Source organism: Nocardioides panzhihuensis (assembly GCF_013408335.1).
GTDB lineage: Bacteria > Actinomycetota > Actinomycetes > Propionibacteriales > Nocardioidaceae > Nocardioides > Nocardioides panzhihuensis.
Genome location: NZ_JACBZR010000001.1, coordinates 2,098,178 through 2,114,499 on the forward strand (window position 1 = coordinate 2,098,178; position 16,322 = coordinate 2,114,499).

Annotated in this window: 16 protein-coding genes; 6 read left to right on the forward strand and 10 right to left on the reverse strand. The window is 68.4% G+C overall.

Annotated features, from left to right (window positions below; translation table 11 throughout):
• Window positions 1–51 precede the first annotated feature (51 nt).
• From BJ988_RS09945 to BJ988_RS09960, 4 genes are all read left to right on the forward strand, one after another.
• On the forward strand, window positions 52–1,578 hold the full coding sequence (locus BJ988_RS09945; RefSeq protein WP_179657844.1) for a UDP-N-acetylglucosamine 1-carboxyvinyltransferase: 1,527 nt from the start codon (window positions 52–54) through the stop codon (window positions 1,576–1,578).
• A 62-nt stretch (window positions 1,579–1,640) separates the two neighbouring features.
• Window positions 1,641–2,483 carry a glycerophosphodiester phosphodiesterase family protein gene (locus BJ988_RS09950; protein WP_179657845.1) on the forward strand — a complete coding sequence of 281 codons (843 nt, stop codon included), beginning with the start codon at window positions 1,641–1,643 and terminating at the stop codon, window positions 2,481–2,483.
• Window positions 2,480–3,832, forward strand: a complete 1,353-nt coding sequence (locus BJ988_RS09955; RefSeq protein WP_179657846.1) for an MFS transporter — start codon at window positions 2,480–2,482, stop codon at window positions 3,830–3,832. The genes BJ988_RS09950 and BJ988_RS09955 overlap by 4 nt, the downstream gene beginning before the upstream one ends.
• Before the next feature lie 207 nt (window positions 3,833–4,039).
• The gene (locus BJ988_RS09960; RefSeq protein WP_008359714.1) at window positions 4,040–4,426 is read left to right on the forward strand and encodes an RNA polymerase-binding protein RbpA; all 387 of its coding nucleotides are present in this window, start codon (window positions 4,040–4,042) and stop codon (window positions 4,424–4,426) included.
• An 84-nt stretch (window positions 4,427–4,510) separates the two neighbouring features.
• On the opposite strand, the gene BJ988_RS09965 is transcribed toward BJ988_RS09960, so the two are convergent.
• The 7 genes from BJ988_RS09965 to kdd form a co-directional block, all read right to left on the reverse strand.
• Complete coding sequence (locus tag BJ988_RS09965; protein WP_179657847.1) at window positions 4,511–4,990, reverse strand: FxsA family protein; 480 nt, start codon at window positions 4,988–4,990, stop codon at window positions 4,511–4,513.
• Window positions 4,987–5,739 carry a polyprenol monophosphomannose synthase gene (locus BJ988_RS09970; RefSeq protein ID WP_179661416.1) on the reverse strand — a complete coding sequence of 251 codons (753 nt, stop codon included), beginning with the start codon at window positions 5,737–5,739 and terminating at the stop codon, window positions 4,987–4,989. Before BJ988_RS09970 ends, BJ988_RS09965 begins: the two co-directional genes overlap by 4 nt.
• A gap of 544 nt (window positions 5,740–6,283) precedes the next feature.
• A complete protein-coding gene (gene kal / locus BJ988_RS09975; protein ID WP_179657848.1) occupies window positions 6,284–6,682 on the reverse strand; it encodes a 3-aminobutyryl-CoA ammonia lyase in 399 nt (132 codons plus the stop codon).
• Complete coding sequence (kamE, locus tag BJ988_RS09980) at window positions 6,679–7,428, reverse strand: lysine 5,6-aminomutase subunit beta (RefSeq protein ID WP_179657849.1); 750 nt, start codon at window positions 7,426–7,428, stop codon at window positions 6,679–6,681. Before kamE ends, kal begins: the two co-directional genes overlap by 4 nt.
• The gene (kamD, locus tag BJ988_RS09985; RefSeq protein ID WP_179657850.1) at window positions 7,425–8,981 is read right to left on the reverse strand and encodes a lysine 5,6-aminomutase subunit alpha; all 1,557 of its coding nucleotides are present in this window, start codon (window positions 8,979–8,981) and stop codon (window positions 7,425–7,427) included. Before kamD ends, kamE begins: the two co-directional genes overlap by 4 nt.
• The gene (locus BJ988_RS09990) at window positions 8,978–10,516 is read right to left on the reverse strand and encodes an amidohydrolase (RefSeq protein WP_343051555.1); all 1,539 of its coding nucleotides are present in this window, start codon (window positions 10,514–10,516) and stop codon (window positions 8,978–8,980) included. The genes kamD and BJ988_RS09990 overlap by 4 nt, the downstream gene beginning before the upstream one ends.
• On the reverse strand, window positions 10,513–11,664 hold the full coding sequence (gene kdd, locus BJ988_RS09995; protein WP_179657851.1) for an L-erythro-3,5-diaminohexanoate dehydrogenase: 1,152 nt from the start codon (window positions 11,662–11,664) through the stop codon (window positions 10,513–10,515). Before kdd ends, BJ988_RS09990 begins: the two co-directional genes overlap by 4 nt.
• A gap of 110 nt (window positions 11,665–11,774) precedes the next feature.
• On the opposite strand from kdd, the gene BJ988_RS10000 reads away from it, so the two are divergent.
• Window positions 11,775–13,154 carry a KamA family radical SAM protein gene (locus tag BJ988_RS10000; RefSeq protein ID WP_179657852.1) on the forward strand — a complete coding sequence of 460 codons (1,380 nt, stop codon included), beginning with the start codon at window positions 11,775–11,777 and terminating at the stop codon, window positions 13,152–13,154.
• A 12-nt stretch (window positions 13,155–13,166) separates the two neighbouring features.
• Here BJ988_RS10000 and BJ988_RS10005 read toward each other — a convergent pair whose 3' ends face one another.
• The 3 genes from BJ988_RS10005 to BJ988_RS10015 form a co-directional block, all read right to left on the reverse strand.
• A complete protein-coding gene (locus BJ988_RS10005) occupies window positions 13,167–13,625 on the reverse strand; it encodes an Lrp/AsnC family transcriptional regulator (protein ID WP_292652767.1) in 459 nt (152 codons plus the stop codon).
• Window positions 13,626–13,722: 97 nt separating this feature from the next.
• Entirely contained in the window at window positions 13,723–14,424 is a 702-nt protein-coding gene (locus BJ988_RS10010; RefSeq protein ID WP_179657853.1) for a cache domain-containing protein, read from the reverse strand.
• Window positions 14,421–15,161 (reverse strand): GntR family transcriptional regulator, encoded by a 741-nt coding sequence (locus tag BJ988_RS10015; RefSeq protein ID WP_179657854.1) that lies wholly within the window; start codon window positions 15,159–15,161, stop codon window positions 14,421–14,423. Before BJ988_RS10015 ends, BJ988_RS10010 begins: the two co-directional genes overlap by 4 nt.
• An 87-nt stretch (window positions 15,162–15,248) precedes the next feature.
• On the opposite strand from BJ988_RS10015, the gene BJ988_RS10020 reads away from it, so the two are divergent.
• On the forward strand, window positions 15,249–16,319 hold the full coding sequence (locus BJ988_RS10020; protein WP_179657855.1) for an ABC transporter ATP-binding protein: 1,071 nt from the start codon (window positions 15,249–15,251) through the stop codon (window positions 16,317–16,319).
• Window positions 16,320–16,322 lie beyond the last annotated feature (3 nt).

The window sequence follows — 16,322 nt, forward strand, 5'->3', positions numbered from 1 at the left end:
ACTTCGCGGGGAATCCAGGCATATCTCATATATGAGTTACGGTGGTGCACCATGACCGACGGATACAAAGGTCGTATCGGGAATCTGATTCGCGATGCGCGCAAGCACAAGGGCCTGACCCAGGCACAGCTCGCCGACCTTCTCAACACAAGCCAGAGCGCGATCAACCGCATCGAACAGGGGCAACAGAACCTTTCCCTGGAGATGATCGCCCGGGTCGGTGCCGCTCTCGACTCCTCCCTCGTCGACATCGGCGCCGGACCGACCCACCTGCGTGTCACCGGCCCGACGACCCTGTCCGGTGAGATCACGGTCAAGACCTCGAAGAACGCCGGGGTCGCCCTCCTGGTCGGCTCGCTCCTCAACCGGGGCCGTACGACGCTGCGCAAGGTCGCACGCATCGAAGAGGTCAACCGGATCATCGAGGTGCTCAACTCGATCGGCGTACAGACCCGCTGGCTCAACGACGACAACGACCTCGAGATCGTGCCGCCGAAGGAGCTGCGCCTCGACGCCGTCGACGAGACCGCCGCACGCCGCACGCGCTCGGTGATCATGTTCCTCGGGCCGCTGCTGCACCGTCTCGACAACTTCGAGCTCCCCTACGCCGGCGGCTGCAACCTCGGCACCCGCACCGTGGAGCCGCACCTGTCGGCCCTGCGCCCCTTCGGCCTCGAGGTCAAGGCGACCGATGGCGCCTACCACGCGACCGTCAACCGCGAGATCCAGCCGGGCCGCCCGATCGTGCTGACCGAGCGTGGCGACACCGTCACCGAGAACGCCCTGATGGCTGCCGCCCTGCACCCGGGCACCACCGTGATCCGCAACGCCTCGTCCAACTACATGGTCCAGGACCTCTGCTTCTACCTGCAGAAGCTGGGCGTCGAGGTCGAGGGCATCGGCACCACCACGCTGCGCATCACCGGCCGCGAGATCATCGACGTCGACGTCGACTACGCGCCGAGCGAGGACCCGATCGAGGCGATGTCGCTGCTGACCGCCGCGATCGTGACCGACTCCGAGATCACCATCAAGCGGGTCCCGATCGAGTTCATGGAGATCGAGCTGGCGACCCTGGAGGAGATGGGCTTCAACTACACCCTCACCGAGGAGTACCTGGCGCTCAACGGCAAGACCCGCCTGGTCGACATCAACACCAAGCACTCGATCCTGCACGCGCCGCTGGACAAGATCCACCCGCTCCCCTTCCCCGGTCTCAACATCGACAACCTGCCGTTCTTCGCCGCCATCGCCGCGGTGGCCCAGGGTCAGACGCTGCTGCACGACTGGGTCTACGAGAACCGCGCGATCTACCTGACCGAGCTCAACAAGCTCGGCGGCAACGTCACGCTCATGGACCCGCACCGGGTCATGATCGAGGGCCCTACGCACTTCTCCGGCACCGAGATCGTCTGCCCGCCGGCGCTGCGTCCCGCCGTCGTCATCCTGCTCGCGATGCTCGCCTCCAAGGGCACCTCGGTCCTGCGCTCGACCTACGTCATCGCCCGGGGTTACGAGGATCTCGCCGAGCGGCTCAACCAGCTCGGCGCGAACATCACCGCTTTCCGTGACATCTGAGGCAGATCTGAGTCGCAACTGAGTCTCCGGGCTCACGCGAACGGGCGCTGACGGGTGGTTAGATGCTCCCCGTGAAGGAGCAGAGACGACGCGTACGCGCCTATGCGCACCGTGGTGGAGCGCTCCATCCCGACCTGGTCGGGATGGAGAACACCATGGAGGCGTTCCGGCATGCGGTGGAGCTCGGCTACACCCATCTCGAGACCGACGTGCACGTCACTCGTGACGGTGTGCTGCTCGCCTTCCACGACGAGGCGCTCGACAGGGTGACCGACGTCAGCGGGCTGATCGCGGAGATGACGTACGCCGAGGTGCAGGCAGCCCGCATCGGCGGCCAGCACGGCGTGCCGACGCTGGCCGAGCTCTTCGCGGCCTTCCCGGAGGCCACCTTCAACATCGACCTCAAGTCCGACGGGTCCGTCGGCGCCGTGGCCGAGCTGCTCGAGGCGACCGACCACGAGGACAAGGTCATCGTCGGCTCGTTCTCGAGGCGACGGCTGGAGAGGTTCCGGCGCCTGACCAACGGCCGGGTACGCACCTCGGCCCACCCGCGAGAGGTGCTGGCCTACCTGCTGGCGCCTACGGCCGGGATCGCCAAGCGGCTGGCCGGCGCCCGTTTCGACGCGTTCCAGATCCCGCACCGCCACCGTCTTCCCGGGCCGCTGTCGATCCGGGTGGCGTCTCGTGGTCTCGTCCGCCGCGCCCACAAGGCGGGCAAGGAGGTCCACGTCTGGACCGTCGACGACCCGGCCGAGATGGCGCGGCTGATCAAGCGCGACGTCGACGGTCTGATGACCGACCGCACCGACGTACTGAAAGCGTTCCTGCAGGAGCGTGGCCTGTGGGAGGCTACGACGCCTCGGGCTGAGCCCACCGAACAGAACGACGAGGAGCCCGAGAAGTGAGCACATCAGCCGGGATCGGCGACTTCAGTCCGGCCGAGCGGGCCAGGGAGCAGAAGGGCTGGTTCTTCACCGACTGGGCCGTCTCCGCGTTCCAGACGACGGTCGCCGGGGTGCTGTTCGCGCCCTACCTGATCGAGATCGCGAAGGCCGCCGCCGTCGACAACCGGATCGACGTGCTCGGGCTCTCGATCGCACCCGGGGCGCTGCCGTCGTACGTCATCACCTTCTCCACCCTGCTCTCGGCGCTGATCTATCCGCTGGTCGGAGCGATCGCCGACCGCACCTCGCGCAAGCCGGACCTGATGGTCGGCTTCGCCTGGGCCGGCGCGCTCTGTGCGGCGCTGCTGTTCTTCATGACCGGGGACAACTGGTGGTTCGGCTCGATCATGTTCATCATCGCCAACCTGTGCGCGGGCGCGGCGGTGGTGGTCAGCGACTCGATCCTCCCGCTGATCTCGACCGAGGACGAGCGCGACCGGGTCTCCTCCATCGGTTGGGCCTATGGGTACGCCGGTGGCGGGCTGCTGCTCGCCGTCAACTTCCTCCTGGTCACCTTCGCCGACCCGCTCGGCCTCGGCACCGAGCTGGCCGTGCGGATCTCGATGCTCTCGGCCGGCCTGTGGTGGGCGGGCTTCATCATCATCCCCTGGCGTCGGATCCGGCGACGCGAGCCCGCGGACGTCGAGAACGTCTCCGGTGGTGTCGTGGCGCGCTCCTTCGGTCAGCTGTTCGTGACGCTCAAGGAGCTGCCGAAGTATCCGGTCGCGCTGACGTTCCTGCTGGCCTACCTCTTCTTCAACGACGGCATCCAGACCGTGATCAGCTCGGCTTCGATCTACGGCGTCGAGGAGCTCGGATTCGAGACCGGCACGATGCTCGGCATCTATCTGCTGGTGCAGTTCGTCGCGGTCGGCGGGGCGATCTTCTTCGGGCGGCTGGCCAAGGTCTTCGGCGCCAAGCGGGTGATCCTCGGTGGGCTGGTCGGCTGGATGGCCATCGTCGTCGCCGCCTACTTCGTGCCGGAGCGCACTCTGCTGCCGCTTCTGATCGTCGCCGTCGGGATCGGTCTGGTCATGGGCGGCACCCAGGCACTGGCGCGCTCGTACTTCTCGCTGTTCATCCCGGCCGGCAAGGAGGCGGAGTACTTCAGCCTCTACCACGCCATGGACCGTGGCACCTCGTGGCTCGGCACCCTCGTCTTCGGGCTCGTCTACCAGCTCACCGACTCCTACCGGCCGGCGATCCTGGCGCTGATCGCCTTCTTCGTCCTCGGTGGCGCGCTGCTCGCACTGGTGAACACCGCGAAGGGCATCGAGCAGGCCGGCAACCGGGCACCCCAACGAGTCTGAGGCCCTCAGGACTTTCTCAGGGAGATCCGCAGGTCAGGCGAGTCCTGTATCGAACACCACGGCGAGAACCTCGACATTTCACGGAATCATCACCTCCTCTGTACCGTTGCAGGTACGAAGAGGCCTGACCGGCCTGTGTTATGAGTCCGCAGACCGCCTCGCTCTTCAGTTCATTCAACGGGGGACGATCGACTCAGGAGGTGCTTCATGGCCGAGCGCACGTTGCGCGGCGCCCGACTGGGCGGACAAAGTTTTGAGGACGAACGCGGGATCGAGTTCGCGGGCCGCCAGCAGGTGGCCTACCGATGCCCGCAGGGCCACGACTTCGAGATCACGATGTCGGACGAGGCCGAGGTTCCGGCGATCTGGGAGTGCCCGCGCTGCGGCATGGAAGCTCTCAACCTCTCCGGCGCCAAGCCTGAGGAGAAGGCCGAGAAGCCTGCGCGTACGCACTGGGACATGCTCCTGGAGCGGCGCTCGGAGAAGGAGCTCGAGGACATCCTCAAGGAGCGCCTCGACCTGCTTCGCGGCGGCGAGATCGGCCCGGCTCACCTGCACCGCAAGGGACCGGGGAAGAAGAAGGCCAACGCCTGACTTCTGCTACACCTGAGATACGCCGATGGCGGCCTTCCAGCTGGAAGGCCGCCATCGGCGTATCTGGTGATCTCGCAGACGTTCCTAGGCCAGATTGTCCTTGTCGATGACCTCGCCGGTGACGATGTCGTCGTTGCGGGGCCGGGCGCCGGGTCCGAACGTGGAGGGCATAGCGGCGGTGACCAGGCGCTTCTGCACGACCGTGGCCAGGATGCGGCGGAAGAACGGCCGGGTGAACGGCAGGATCAGCACGATGCCGAAGATGTCGGTCACGAAGCCGGGGCTGAGCATCAGCGCGCCACCGAGCAGGATCAGCGCGCCGTCGGCGATCTCGTTGGACGGGAGCTTGCCCGAGGAAAGCGCCGTCGACAGCGCGGACCATGCTCGGGATCCCTCGCGGCGCATCAGCCAGGCGCCGAAGATCGAGTCGGCGATCAGCAGCAGGATCGTCCACCACACGCCGATGACCTGACCGACCTGGATGAGCACGAACAGCTCGGCCAGCGGGATCACCAGGAACAGAAGCACCAGCACCCAAGAGAACCGGCGGCGGCGCGTGGTCATCGACGGCCTCCCGCGAGACGGTCCAGGCCGAAGCGGCGCAGCAGGCGGAGCAGCTGGTCGCGGCGTTCGGCCAGGCCCCAGCGGGTCACCCGGCGCATCGACTCGGCGGCGACCGCAGAGCTCATCTTCGACTCGCCCCGGATCCGCTCGATGAACTGGATCGGGACCTCCTTGACCGTGAGGCCGGCCCGCAGCGTACGCGTCACCATCTCGGTCTGGAAGACATAACCGGTCGACTCGACGCTGCTCAGCTGCAGCTTCTCCAGCGTCGTACGCCGGAAGAGGCGGTAGCCGGCGGTGGCGTCGTGGACGCCGATACCGAGCAGGAGACGGACGTAGAGGTTGCCGCCCACCGACAGCAGCCGTCGCGACAGCGGCCAGTTGACCACGGAACCGCCGCGGATCCAGCGGGCACCGATCACCAGGTCGGCCGACGGGATGGCGTCGAGGAGCAGATGGAGCTCCTCGGGCTGGTGGGAGCCGTCGGCGTCCATCTCCCCGACGAGGTCGTAGCCCTGCTCGATGGCCCACCCGAAGCCATGGAGGTACGCAGCTCCCAGGCCGGCCTTCTCGGCGCGGTGCAGCACGTGGATCTGGCCGTCGTTGTCAGCCAGCTCGTTGGCGATCGTGCCGGTCCCGTCAGGGGAGCCGTCGTCGACGATCAGCACGTCGACGCGCGGCTGCGCCTTGCGCAGCCGTCCTACGATCCAGGCGAGGTTGTCCGCCTCGTTATAGGTCGGGATGACCATCACCGCCCGGCCGATCTCGGTCCAGGGTGGAAGCTGCTCGTTCGTCACGTAACGCCGGCCTTGTCGAGGAATGGGGTGGAGATCACAGGATATCGGCCCATCGGTCGAACCCAAGATCCCCGAACCCGCCGGCCTCCAGCGCTGTGCGCACGGCGAAGCGAGCGCCGACGACGCAGAGCGCGGGAGGACCAAGACGTTCTTCGGGCCGTTCCGATCCTTGCTGGAGACAAGGGGACGATCGTTGTCTAAGGGCGCCTTGGCCCTCCCGCGTTGCCCTCGCGGTCATGGACCGCGCCCGCGAAAACGAATCGAAGGCATGCCTGGTTCGACACCCCCGACCCGATTCGTCGAGCGCCGGTCCGCCGACCGCAACTCTGCCTGGGCGAACATTGCCACCATCACCCGCTGGCTCTGCGTAAGTCAACACGGTGCTGACCTGCGGAAACAGATGTTTCCGCAGGTCAGCAGCAGCCTGCTGGGCGCGAAAAAGGAAGGAATTCTCGAGGAACCTCGGCGTGTCGCCTTCGCGTACCCGTTACGGCCTTCAGGGAACGACGACGGTCCCTCGCGCGAAGGTGGCGAGGACCGGCTCCGCCAGCATCTCGGCGGCCCCCGGACTGGCCTCGGTCGCGGCGCCTCGGGCCACGACGTACACGGCGAACTCCATCACCCGGGACCGGGTCCCGGCCTTGATCAGCTCGCAGCTGATCTCCAGGACGTCGCCGGCACGCACGGGGGCCTTGAACTGCACGTCGTCGTAGGAGGCGAAGAGTCCCTCATCGCCGTCGGTGCGGATGCACATCTCGGTCGCGACGTCGCCGAAGAGCCCCAGGCTGTAGGCGCCGTCGACCAGGTTCCCGGCGTAGTGGGCGTGGGAGTAGGGCACATAGCGGCGGTGGACGACCTTGGTGCCGATTTCGGGGCCGATCTGCGGCGACGTCATGCGGCGGGCTCCTTCGCGGTGGTGCGGTGGACGAGATAGGAGGCGACCTCGGCAGGTGTCGTGCCGCGGCCGAAGATGCGGTCGACGCCGAGCTCGGTGGTCATCGACTCGTCGAAACGCGGCCCGCCGGCGACCAGCAGCGGCCGCTCCCCCGCCGGATAGGCCTCGCGGAAGGCCGCCGACATCTCCCGGGTGTTGAGCAGGTGCGCGTCGCGCTGGGTGACGACCTGGGAGACGAGCACGGCGTCGGCGCGCCGGGTGACGGCGGCCTCGACCAGGGAGGGCACGGAGACCTGGGCGCCGAGGTTCACGACCTCGATCTCCTTGTAGTACTCCAGGCCCTTCTCCCCCGCGAACCCCTTGATGTTGAGTATCGCGTCGATCCCGACGGTGTGGGCGTCGGTGCCGATGCAGGCGCCGACGACGACGAGCGGACGCCGCAGCGTCTCCTTGATCACCGCGTTCGCCTCCTTGGGCGTCAGCAGCGGGAAGTCGCGCTCGACGACCTGGACTTTGTCGACGTCGACCAGGTGGTTGACCTGCCCATAGACGACGAAGAAGGTGAAGTCGTCCCCCATCGGCTTGGAGTGGACGACCATCGCCGGCTCCATGCCCATCTTGTTGGCCAGCTGCAGCGCGGCGCCGTCGGCGACCTTGCTGTGCTTCATCGGCAACGTGAAGGAGACCTGGACCATCCCGTCCCCGGTGGTGTCGCCGTAGGGCCTGATCAGGTTTCCTTGGCTCATTCCTCGCCCTCCAGGATCGTTGTGGCCGGGTTGTAGTAGGCCTCGGACTTCTCGGCGACGCCCTCGAGACCCTTGCCCGCGTCGGCGGGGCGCTTCATCAGGCCGAAGGTGCCGTCGGCGATCGCGTCGAGGAGGCCGTTGGGCTCGTCGATGATCTTCCCGAGCAGGTCGATCGACTCCCCCAGCACCTCGCGCGCCCGGTTGGCGATGAAGCCGTCAGGAGCCGGGTGGAAGTCCTCGCCGAGCCGCCCGGCCGCGTCCATGACGTACCGGACGTTCTGCAGGGCCAGGTCGCGGTCGGAGATCCAGGGCGTCACGACCGCCTCGGTCATCATCCCCACCAGCAGGATGCCCTGGCCGGTCATCGCGCCGGCGAGGTTGAAGAAGCCGTCGAGCAGGTAGCCCTTGAAGATGTCGCCGGTCATGTGCCGCGTCGGCGGCATCCACTTCAACGGGGCGTCGGGGAAGATCGACTTCGCCAGCAGCGCGTGCGCGAGCTCGAGACGGAACGAGTCCGGTACGTCGGGGTTGATCTCGAACGCGTGGCCCAACCCCAGCTGCCAGTCCTCGAGCCCCGCCTCCTTGGCGAAGTACTCGTTGAGCAGCTGGGAGGTGGTCACCGTGTGCGCGGCCTCGACCGCGTCGGCGGTGGTGAGGTAGTTGTCCTCGCCGGTGTTGATGATGATCCCCGCCCGTGCGTGGATCTGGCGCGAGAGGCGCTGGTCCACGAACGTACGCACCGGGTTGATGTCGCGGAACAGGATCCCGTACATCGAGTCGTTGAGCATCATGTCGAGACGCTCCATGCCCGCCAGCGCCGCGATCTCCGGCATGCACAGCCCGCTCGCGTAGTTGGTGAGCCGGACGTAGCGCCCCAGCTCGCGGCTCGTCTCGTCGAGGGCGGCCCGCATCAGCCGGAAGTTCTCCTGGGTCGCGTACGTCCCGGCGAACCCTTCCCGCGTCGCCCCCTCGGGCACGTAGTCGAGCAGCGACTGGCCGGTCGAGCGGATCACCGCGATGATGTCGGCGCCCTCGCGCGCGGCCGCCTGGGCCTGCGGGATGTCCTCGTAGATGTCGCCGGTCGCGACGATGAGGTAGATCCACGGCTTGCGAGGGGCGTCGCCGATCTCGGCGATCATCCGCTCGCGGGCCACCCGGCTCGCGTCGAGCCGGGCGATGCCGACGCCGACCGCCTCGCGGGCGTGCTTCGCGGCCAGCTCTGCCTCGGCGCCTTCGGGCAGACGGAAGGTCACCTGGCCTGCGGCCGCCTCCTCGGCCAGGCGCGCGAGATCGTTGTCGTAGGCGCCCAGCGCCTGCCACACCGGCAGTGCGACCCCGTGCTCCAGCCCGACGTCGGCGCGCACCGCGTCGACGAGATGGTTCACCCATGGGGTGCCGTCCGGGTCGGCGCCGGCGAGACCGGCCAACCGCAGGGTGGCCCGCTCCACGGCGACCGTCGTGTGCTTCTTGGCCATCTCGACGATCGGGTCGCCGACCTTGACCGCCAGCGCGCGGGCCTGGGCGATCGTGCGTGGGTCCAGATCGAGTCTCACCAGACACCCTCCTTCTCGAATACGGTCCTGCCGTCGACGACGGTCTGCAAGCAGGCGGTGGTGACGTCGGCGACGTCAGGTGTGGTCAGGTCGGGGAACGTGGTGCGGTCCCAGACCGCGTAGGTCGCCCGCTGTCCGACCGCGAGCGTGCCGGCGTCGTCGATGCCGGCTGCGTACCAGCCTCCGACGGTGTGCGCCGCGAACGCCTCCGCGGGCGTGATGCCCTGGCCCGGGGTGCGGTGGTGCACGGCCGCGTGGACCGCCGCCCACGGGTCCAGCGGGGTGACCGGGGAGTCGGAGCCGAAGGCGATGCGTACGCCGGCGTCGAGCAGGGTCCGGAACGGGTTCATCTGCTGCCAGCGCTCCCCCAGCCTCGCCGCGTACATCCGGTCGGGGCCACCCCACAGCCCGTCGAACATCGGTTGCATGCTCGCGATCACCCCGAGGTGGGTGAAGGTCTCGGCCGCGGCCGGGGAGGGCAGCTCGCAGTGTTCGAGCCGGTGGCGACGGGTTCGCAGGGTCTCGGCGCCCAGTGCCGTCTCGGCAAGCCGGAACGCCTGCGCGATGTTGTCGATCGCCTGGTCGCCGATGCAGTGGAAGCCGGCCTGCAGACCGCGCCGGGTGCAGCCGACGATGTGCTCGGCCATCCGCTCGGGGTCGAGATAGGCGTGACCTCGGTGGCCGGCCAGATCGGCGTAGTCGAAGGTCAGCGCAGCACTGCGGGATCCCATCGAGCCGTCCGCGCTGAGGTCGCCGGCCAGACCGGCGACGTCGTCGAGGCGGTCGAGATCGCCGAAACCGAGATGAGCACCCCAGTAGTAGGTGCCGTGCAGCCCGGCATCGGCGGCCTGCGTCTGCACAGCGACCAGGTCCGACTCGGGACCGATGTCGGGCCCGGCGTTCTCGTGGAAGGCCCCGATGCCAAGGGCGGCCATCGCCTGCAGCGCCGCGCGGGCACCGCGCTCGGCATGCCCGGCCGGGGTGAGGTCGGCCAGCAGCGGAAGCAGCGCGCGCAGCGCCTCCCGCTCGACGCGCCCCTCGGCGGTCCAGCCCGGCAGTCCGGTGATCCCGGGAACCTGAGCCATCAGCGCGCTCGAGACCACGGCGGAGTGACCGTCGATGCGGTTGAGATAGACCTTGCGGCCGCCGGAGGCACGGTCGAGCTCGGTCGCGGTCGGCAGGGTCGGGTCCGGCCAGAGCGTCTCGTCCCAGCCCTGGGCGAGAACCAGGTCGTCGGGGCCCAGGTCGGTGACGTACGCAGCGACCATGTCGAGCACCACCTCCCGGCTGGGCGCGCCACCGAGGTCGAGCCCGAGGATCTGCTCTCCGGTCTCGACGACGTGGACATGGCTGTCCACGAAGGCCGGTGTCACCAGTCGGCCGCCGAGGTCGACCACCTCGTCGGGGCTCGTGAAGCCGTCGGGGTCGGTGCCGGTCCAGACGATCCGGCCGTCCTCGACGGCCATCGCCGTGGTCGGCTCGGCAGAGGCCAGGCCCGTGTGGATCACACCATTGCGGAGGAGGATGCGTGTCACGGCGCCAGTCTGCCCTCGAAGAGAGTCCGTACGCCGCGGTTCGCGCGCAGAAGATCCAGGGCGTACGCCGCGTGGCCGGGGACGTAGCCGTTGCCGACGAGCATCGTCACATCGGCCGCGAGGCCCTCGGCGCCCAGCGCGGCGGCGGAGAAGGACGTGGCCATCGAGAAGAAGATGACGGTGCCGCTGTCGGCGGTGGCCAAGATGGCGCCGCCCTCGCAGCCCGGCACGTCGACACAGACGACGGTGACGTCGGCCGGCCCGCCGGCCTTGGCGACCGCATCGCGCAGCGCCACCGGGTTGCGGGCGTCGGCGACCACGACCTCGTCGGCCAGGCCGGCGTCCCGAAGCCGCTCGGCCTCGGCGTCGGTGGGGACGACACCGATCAGATGCCCGCCCCCGGCCTCGCGCGCCGCAGCCAACGACAGCGACCCCGACTTCCCGCCACCCCCGATGACCGCAACAGTCACCGCCGAGACGTCAGTCTTTGACGCCGAGGAGTCGATTTCTGACGCCGAGACGTCAGTTTTCGATGCGGCAGAGTCAGAAATCGACGTCTCGCCGTCAATTTTCGACGTATCGGCGTATTTCGTGACGATTCGGCGGGTCAGGGCTGGGGCGCCGCAGACGTCCATGACCGAGAGGGCCAGCTCCGGGGTCTCGTCGGCGGGGAGGACGGCGGCGATCGAACGGCCGAAGAGGATGGCGTAGCCGTCGCACGGCACCTGCTCGTCCTCGCCGGTCCATCGTCCGAGCCCGTCCTCGATGACCAGCGGCGTCAGGGTCAAGGAGACCAGGGTAGCGACGCGGTCGCCGACCGAGAGGCCGAGAGGCGACTCGGGGCCGACCTCCTCGACCACGCCGACGAGCATGCCGCCTGACCCGGTCACCGGGTTCTGCATCTTGCCGCGGTCGGCGACGATGTCGAGCACCTCGCGGCGTACGGCCTCTCCGTCACCGTCGTGCGCGGCCTCCAGCTGGCGGAACGAGGCGGCGTCGAGGTTCAGTCGCTCCACGCGGATCCGCACCTCGTCGGGCCACAGGGTCTTTCGGGTGTCGAGTCGGCAGGCCGCCTGCGGGAGCGGCAACGAGCCGGCCACCGGCTCGTCGAGCACCCGGTGCAGGCCTGTCGGGTCGGAAGTGGTCATCGTCGTACGCCTCCTTGCGTGCATCTCACGGCGGACCATACCAGCGGTTCATGGAAGAATTGCGGCCGATGCTTGCATTGGCCGGAGGATCTCCCGCTAAGGTGGAAAGCATGACGGCAACCATCGAGCCCAAGACCCGAGACGGACAGCCCTACGCCTACCAGCGCGTAGAGCTGGTCGAACCCGACTGGACCCGGTTCCCAGGCTGGGCCGACATCACCGAGGAGCAGTGGCGCGACGTGCAGTGGCAGCGCGTCAACTGCATCAAGAACGTGCGCCAGCTCCGCGCGCTGATGGGCGATCTCCTCGATGAGCGCTTCTACGCCGACCTAGAGCGCGACATGGCGGAGCGGGCGACGATGTCGATGCTGGTCCCGCCGCAGATGGTCAACACGATGGTCCCGTCCGGCGCGTCGGCCGGCGAGGAGTTCACCAACGCGTTCTACGCTGACCCGCTCCGGCACTACATGATCCCGGTCTTCTCCGACCGCCGCACCGACTGGCCGTCCCACCCGCAGGCGAGCCGCGACTCGCTGCACGAGCACGACATGTGGGTCGCCGAGGGCCTGACCCACCGCTACCCGACCAAGGTGCTCGCCGAGCTGCTCTCGACCTGCCCCCAGTACTGCGGTCACTGCACCCGGATGGACCTGGTCGGCAACTCGACCCCGGTCATCGACAAGCTCAAGCTCACCGGCAAGCCGGTCGACCGCCACGAGGCGATGCTCGAGTACCTCCGCAACACCCCGCAGGTGCGCGACGTGGTCGTCTCCGGCGGCGACGTCGCCAACCTGCCCTGGCCGCGGCTGGAGGACTTCCTCACCAAGCTGATGGCGATCGACAACATCCGCGACATCCGGCTGGCCACCAAGGGCCTGATCGGTCTCCCCCAGCACTGGCTCCAGGAGCCGCTGCTGGAGGGGATGAACCGGGTGACCACCGTCGCCCGCGAGCGCGGCGTATCGCTGGCGATCCACACCCACGCCAACCACGCCAACTCGGTCACTCCCCTGGTCGCCGAGGCGTCCAAAGCGCTGCTGGCCGCCGGCGTGCGAGACGTACGCAACCAGGGTGTGCTGCTGGCCGGCGTCAACGCCGACAGCCACAGCCTGCTCGACCTGAGCTTCCGCCTGCTCGACGGCGCGCAGATCATGCCCTACTACTTCTACATGTGCGACATGATCCCGTTCAGCGAGCACTGGCGGGTCTCGGTCGCCGACGCCCAGCGGCTGCAGCACGACATCATGGGCTACCTGCCCGGTTTCGCCACTCCGCGCATCGTGTGCGACGTGCCTTTTGTCGGCAAGCGGTGGGTCCACCAGATCGCCGACTACGACACCGAGCGCGGGATCTCCTACTGGACCAAGAACTACCGCACCTCGATCGAGGCGAGCGACCCCGAGGCGCTGTCCAGGACGTACGAGTACTACGACCCGATCCACACGCTGCCCGAGTCAGGCCAGGAGTGGTGGCGTACGCACGGCCAGTGAGGCGCCGGGGGCTCAGTGCTTGAGGGTCGGCCGGTTCTCGTAGTAGGTGTACATCGCGATCGTGGTCCGGGTGCCCACGTTGGCGACCGAACGGATCCGGCCGAGCAGCTCCTCGAGCGCCTCGGGGGTCGCCACCCGCACCTTGAGCATGTAGGACTCCGCGCCCGCGATCGACCAGCAGGCCTCCACCTCGTTGAGGTCGGCGACCCGCTCGGGGCAGTCGTCGGGCTGGGAGGGGTCGAGCGGCGTGACCGCGACGAACGCGGTCAGCGGGACTCCGATCGCGGCGTAGTTGACGGTGGCGCCGTAGCCGGTGATCAGGTCGCGCTGCTCGAGCCGCTTGACGCGCTGATGCACCGCCGACGTCGACAGACCGGTGGCCTTGCCCAGATCGGTGTAGGACATCCGGCCGTCCTCCGCGAGAAGCTGAAGGATTTTACGGTCGGTGGCCTCTATCTCAGGGGTAGTCACGGCGACAGCGTACCCACAACAGCAATATCTCCGCCGAAACGTCCAGAATCGCGGTCGATATCGAAAGATTTGCGGTCCGCCGGTGGGCTGGGCGGCCTCAGGAGGGCCAGCGGGCGAGCGTTCTCGACGCGCCGTCGGCAGCAGGAGAGGTGCGGACCACCGATAGCAGCCGGCCGCCGTCGGCCTCCGCGGCGCCGGGGGTCAGTGCCTCGCCGGTGGCCAGGTGAGGGTCGGCGGAGACGACCACCCTGCCGTGGGAGTTGACCAAGGTCGCGCGAGCCTCGCGCAGGCCGGGCAGCAGCATCGTCTCCAGGGTCTCGACCGAGGTGTCGGCCCCTGCGACCCCGACCAGCCGGCCGCCCGCGTAGACCGGCAGGGTCGTGGTCAGGACGTACTCGTCGGTGCAGACGAAGTCGACGTAAGGACCGGCGATGTTCAGCCGCCCGGTCCGCTCCGGTATGCGAAACCACGGCTGGCGGGTGTAGTCGATCGTCTCGCCCGTCCCCGGCGCCTCGGCCTCGCCGAGGAAGTCTCGGCCCGCCCCCTGCCACCAGGCGAGGTAGAGCCGTCGGTCGCTGAGGGCGTCCGGTGCGACGACGAAGCCACCACCGAGGAGGTTCGGGTCCTGGAGGAACTCCAGCGTCGGCGCCTCCACCTGCGCGCTCAGCTCGTCGGAGGTGACCGATCCGGAGGCGAAGAGGGCAGCGACCTCGGTGCGCATCCGCTCGAGCTCGGTGAGGATGGCCCCGAAGTGCCGCTCGATCTGGACGGCGCAGTCGGCAGAGACGTCGATGTTCACTGTCGTACCACCTCATGGATCTCGGTCAGACGTTCAACGGCATGGGTCACGTGGTCGCGTACGCTCGTCCGAGCCGCGGCCACATCGCCCGACTCCAGTGCTGCTACCAACGCCCGATGCCGCCTGCCCGATGCCTGACGGAAGTCCGACTCGCTCAGCGGCACTCGCAGCAACGTACCGAAGTCGGCCTCCTGTCGCACCACCTCTCGGGTGAGGCGCGCCGACTGCGTCAGCGCGGCGACGGAGAGATAGAGCTCGCTCTCCGCATCGCGCCACCTGCCGACATCGTCCTCGTCCTCCGGGATCAGCAGATCGTGGAGGTCCTCCACCTCGTCGGGCGCAGCGCGCTCCGCGGCGAGCTCGGCGCAGCCGGTCAGCACCACCTGATAGAGGCTCGCCCGGTCGCGCAGCTCCACCCGCGACATGGTCGCGAGCCGCCCCTTGACGACGTCGCCGGGATCGGGCGCCCGCACGAACGAACCACCGCCACGTCCTCGGGTGGTCACGACCAGGCCCTGCACGCGCAGCGAGACCAGCGCCTCCCGGGCGGTCACCGTCGCCACGCCCAGCATCTGGGCGAGCTCGAGCTCGCTCGGGAGACGGTCACCGTCTGCGAGCACACCGGAGCGGATCGCCTCCGCGAGACGGTTCTCGACACGTACGGCTCTGCCTTCGTCGCCGATCGGCGCGAAGATCGCCGACCTGGCGCGCGAGGTCGTCGCACGGGCTTTGGCCACGATCGGGCTCCTCCTTCGAGTGGGTTCACCAAGAAACTTACGCAGAGGGTCTTTAAAATCTAAGATCTGGTTCCATATGATTCAACAATGGGACCGACCGAATCTCCGCAGATCCAGCTCGACGCCGTCACCAAGGCGTACGGCGACGTGATGGCCGTCGACGCCCTCGACCTGACCATCGGCGACGGCGAGTTCTTTTCCAGGCTCGGGCCCTCCGGCTCCGGCAAGACCACGGTGCTGCGCCTCATCGCGGGCTTCGAACGCGCCGACTCCGGCATGATCCGTCTCGGTAGCGAGGACGTCACTGCCCTGGCGCCGTTCGACCGTGACGTCACCACCGTGTTCCAGGACTACGCCCTGTTCCCGCACCTGAACGTGCTGGAGAACGTCGCGTACGGGCTGCGTGTCCGCGGCGTCTCGAAGGCCGAGCGCAGCGCCCGGGCGCGGGAGGCGCTGGCCATGGTCCGCCTCGACCACGTCGCCGCCCGCAAGCCGACCGAGCTCTCCGGCGGACAGCGACAGCGCGTCGCGTTGGCCCGTGCCATCGTCGTACGCCCCAGGGTGCTGCTCCTCGACGAGCCGCTCGGCGCACTCGACCTCAAGCTGCGCGAGCAGATGCAGGTCGAGCTCAAGCAGATCCAGCGCGAGCTGGGGATCACCTTCGTGTTCGTCACCCACGACCAGGAGGAGGCGCTCACCCTCAGCGACCGGATCGCGGTCTTCGACCGCGGCCGGATCGTGCAGCTGGGCACGCCGAAGGAGATCTACGAGAGCCCGACCTCGCAGTACGTCGCGGACTTCGTCGGCACCTCCAACGTCTTCGACGAGCAGGTGTCCAAACGGGTGCTGAACATGGAGGGCGCCTTCGCGCTGCGGCCGGAGAAGATCCTGCTGTCCCCGGTCACCGCGACCGCCCCGGCCGGGGCGATGACCGCCGCCGGGGTGATCACCGAGTCGATCTACATCGGCACCGGACACCGCGTCCACATCGAGCTCGAGGACGGCACCAGGCTGGTCGCCCTCGAGCAGAGCCGGGGCGCCCTGCACCCCGATGCCGCCGAACCAGAGTCTCGGGGCGACCGCGTGGTCGCCTCCTGGTCTCCGGGCGACCTGGTCCCTCTGGGCACCGGGTCGTCCCGTGACGTGCAACACCGATGAGCC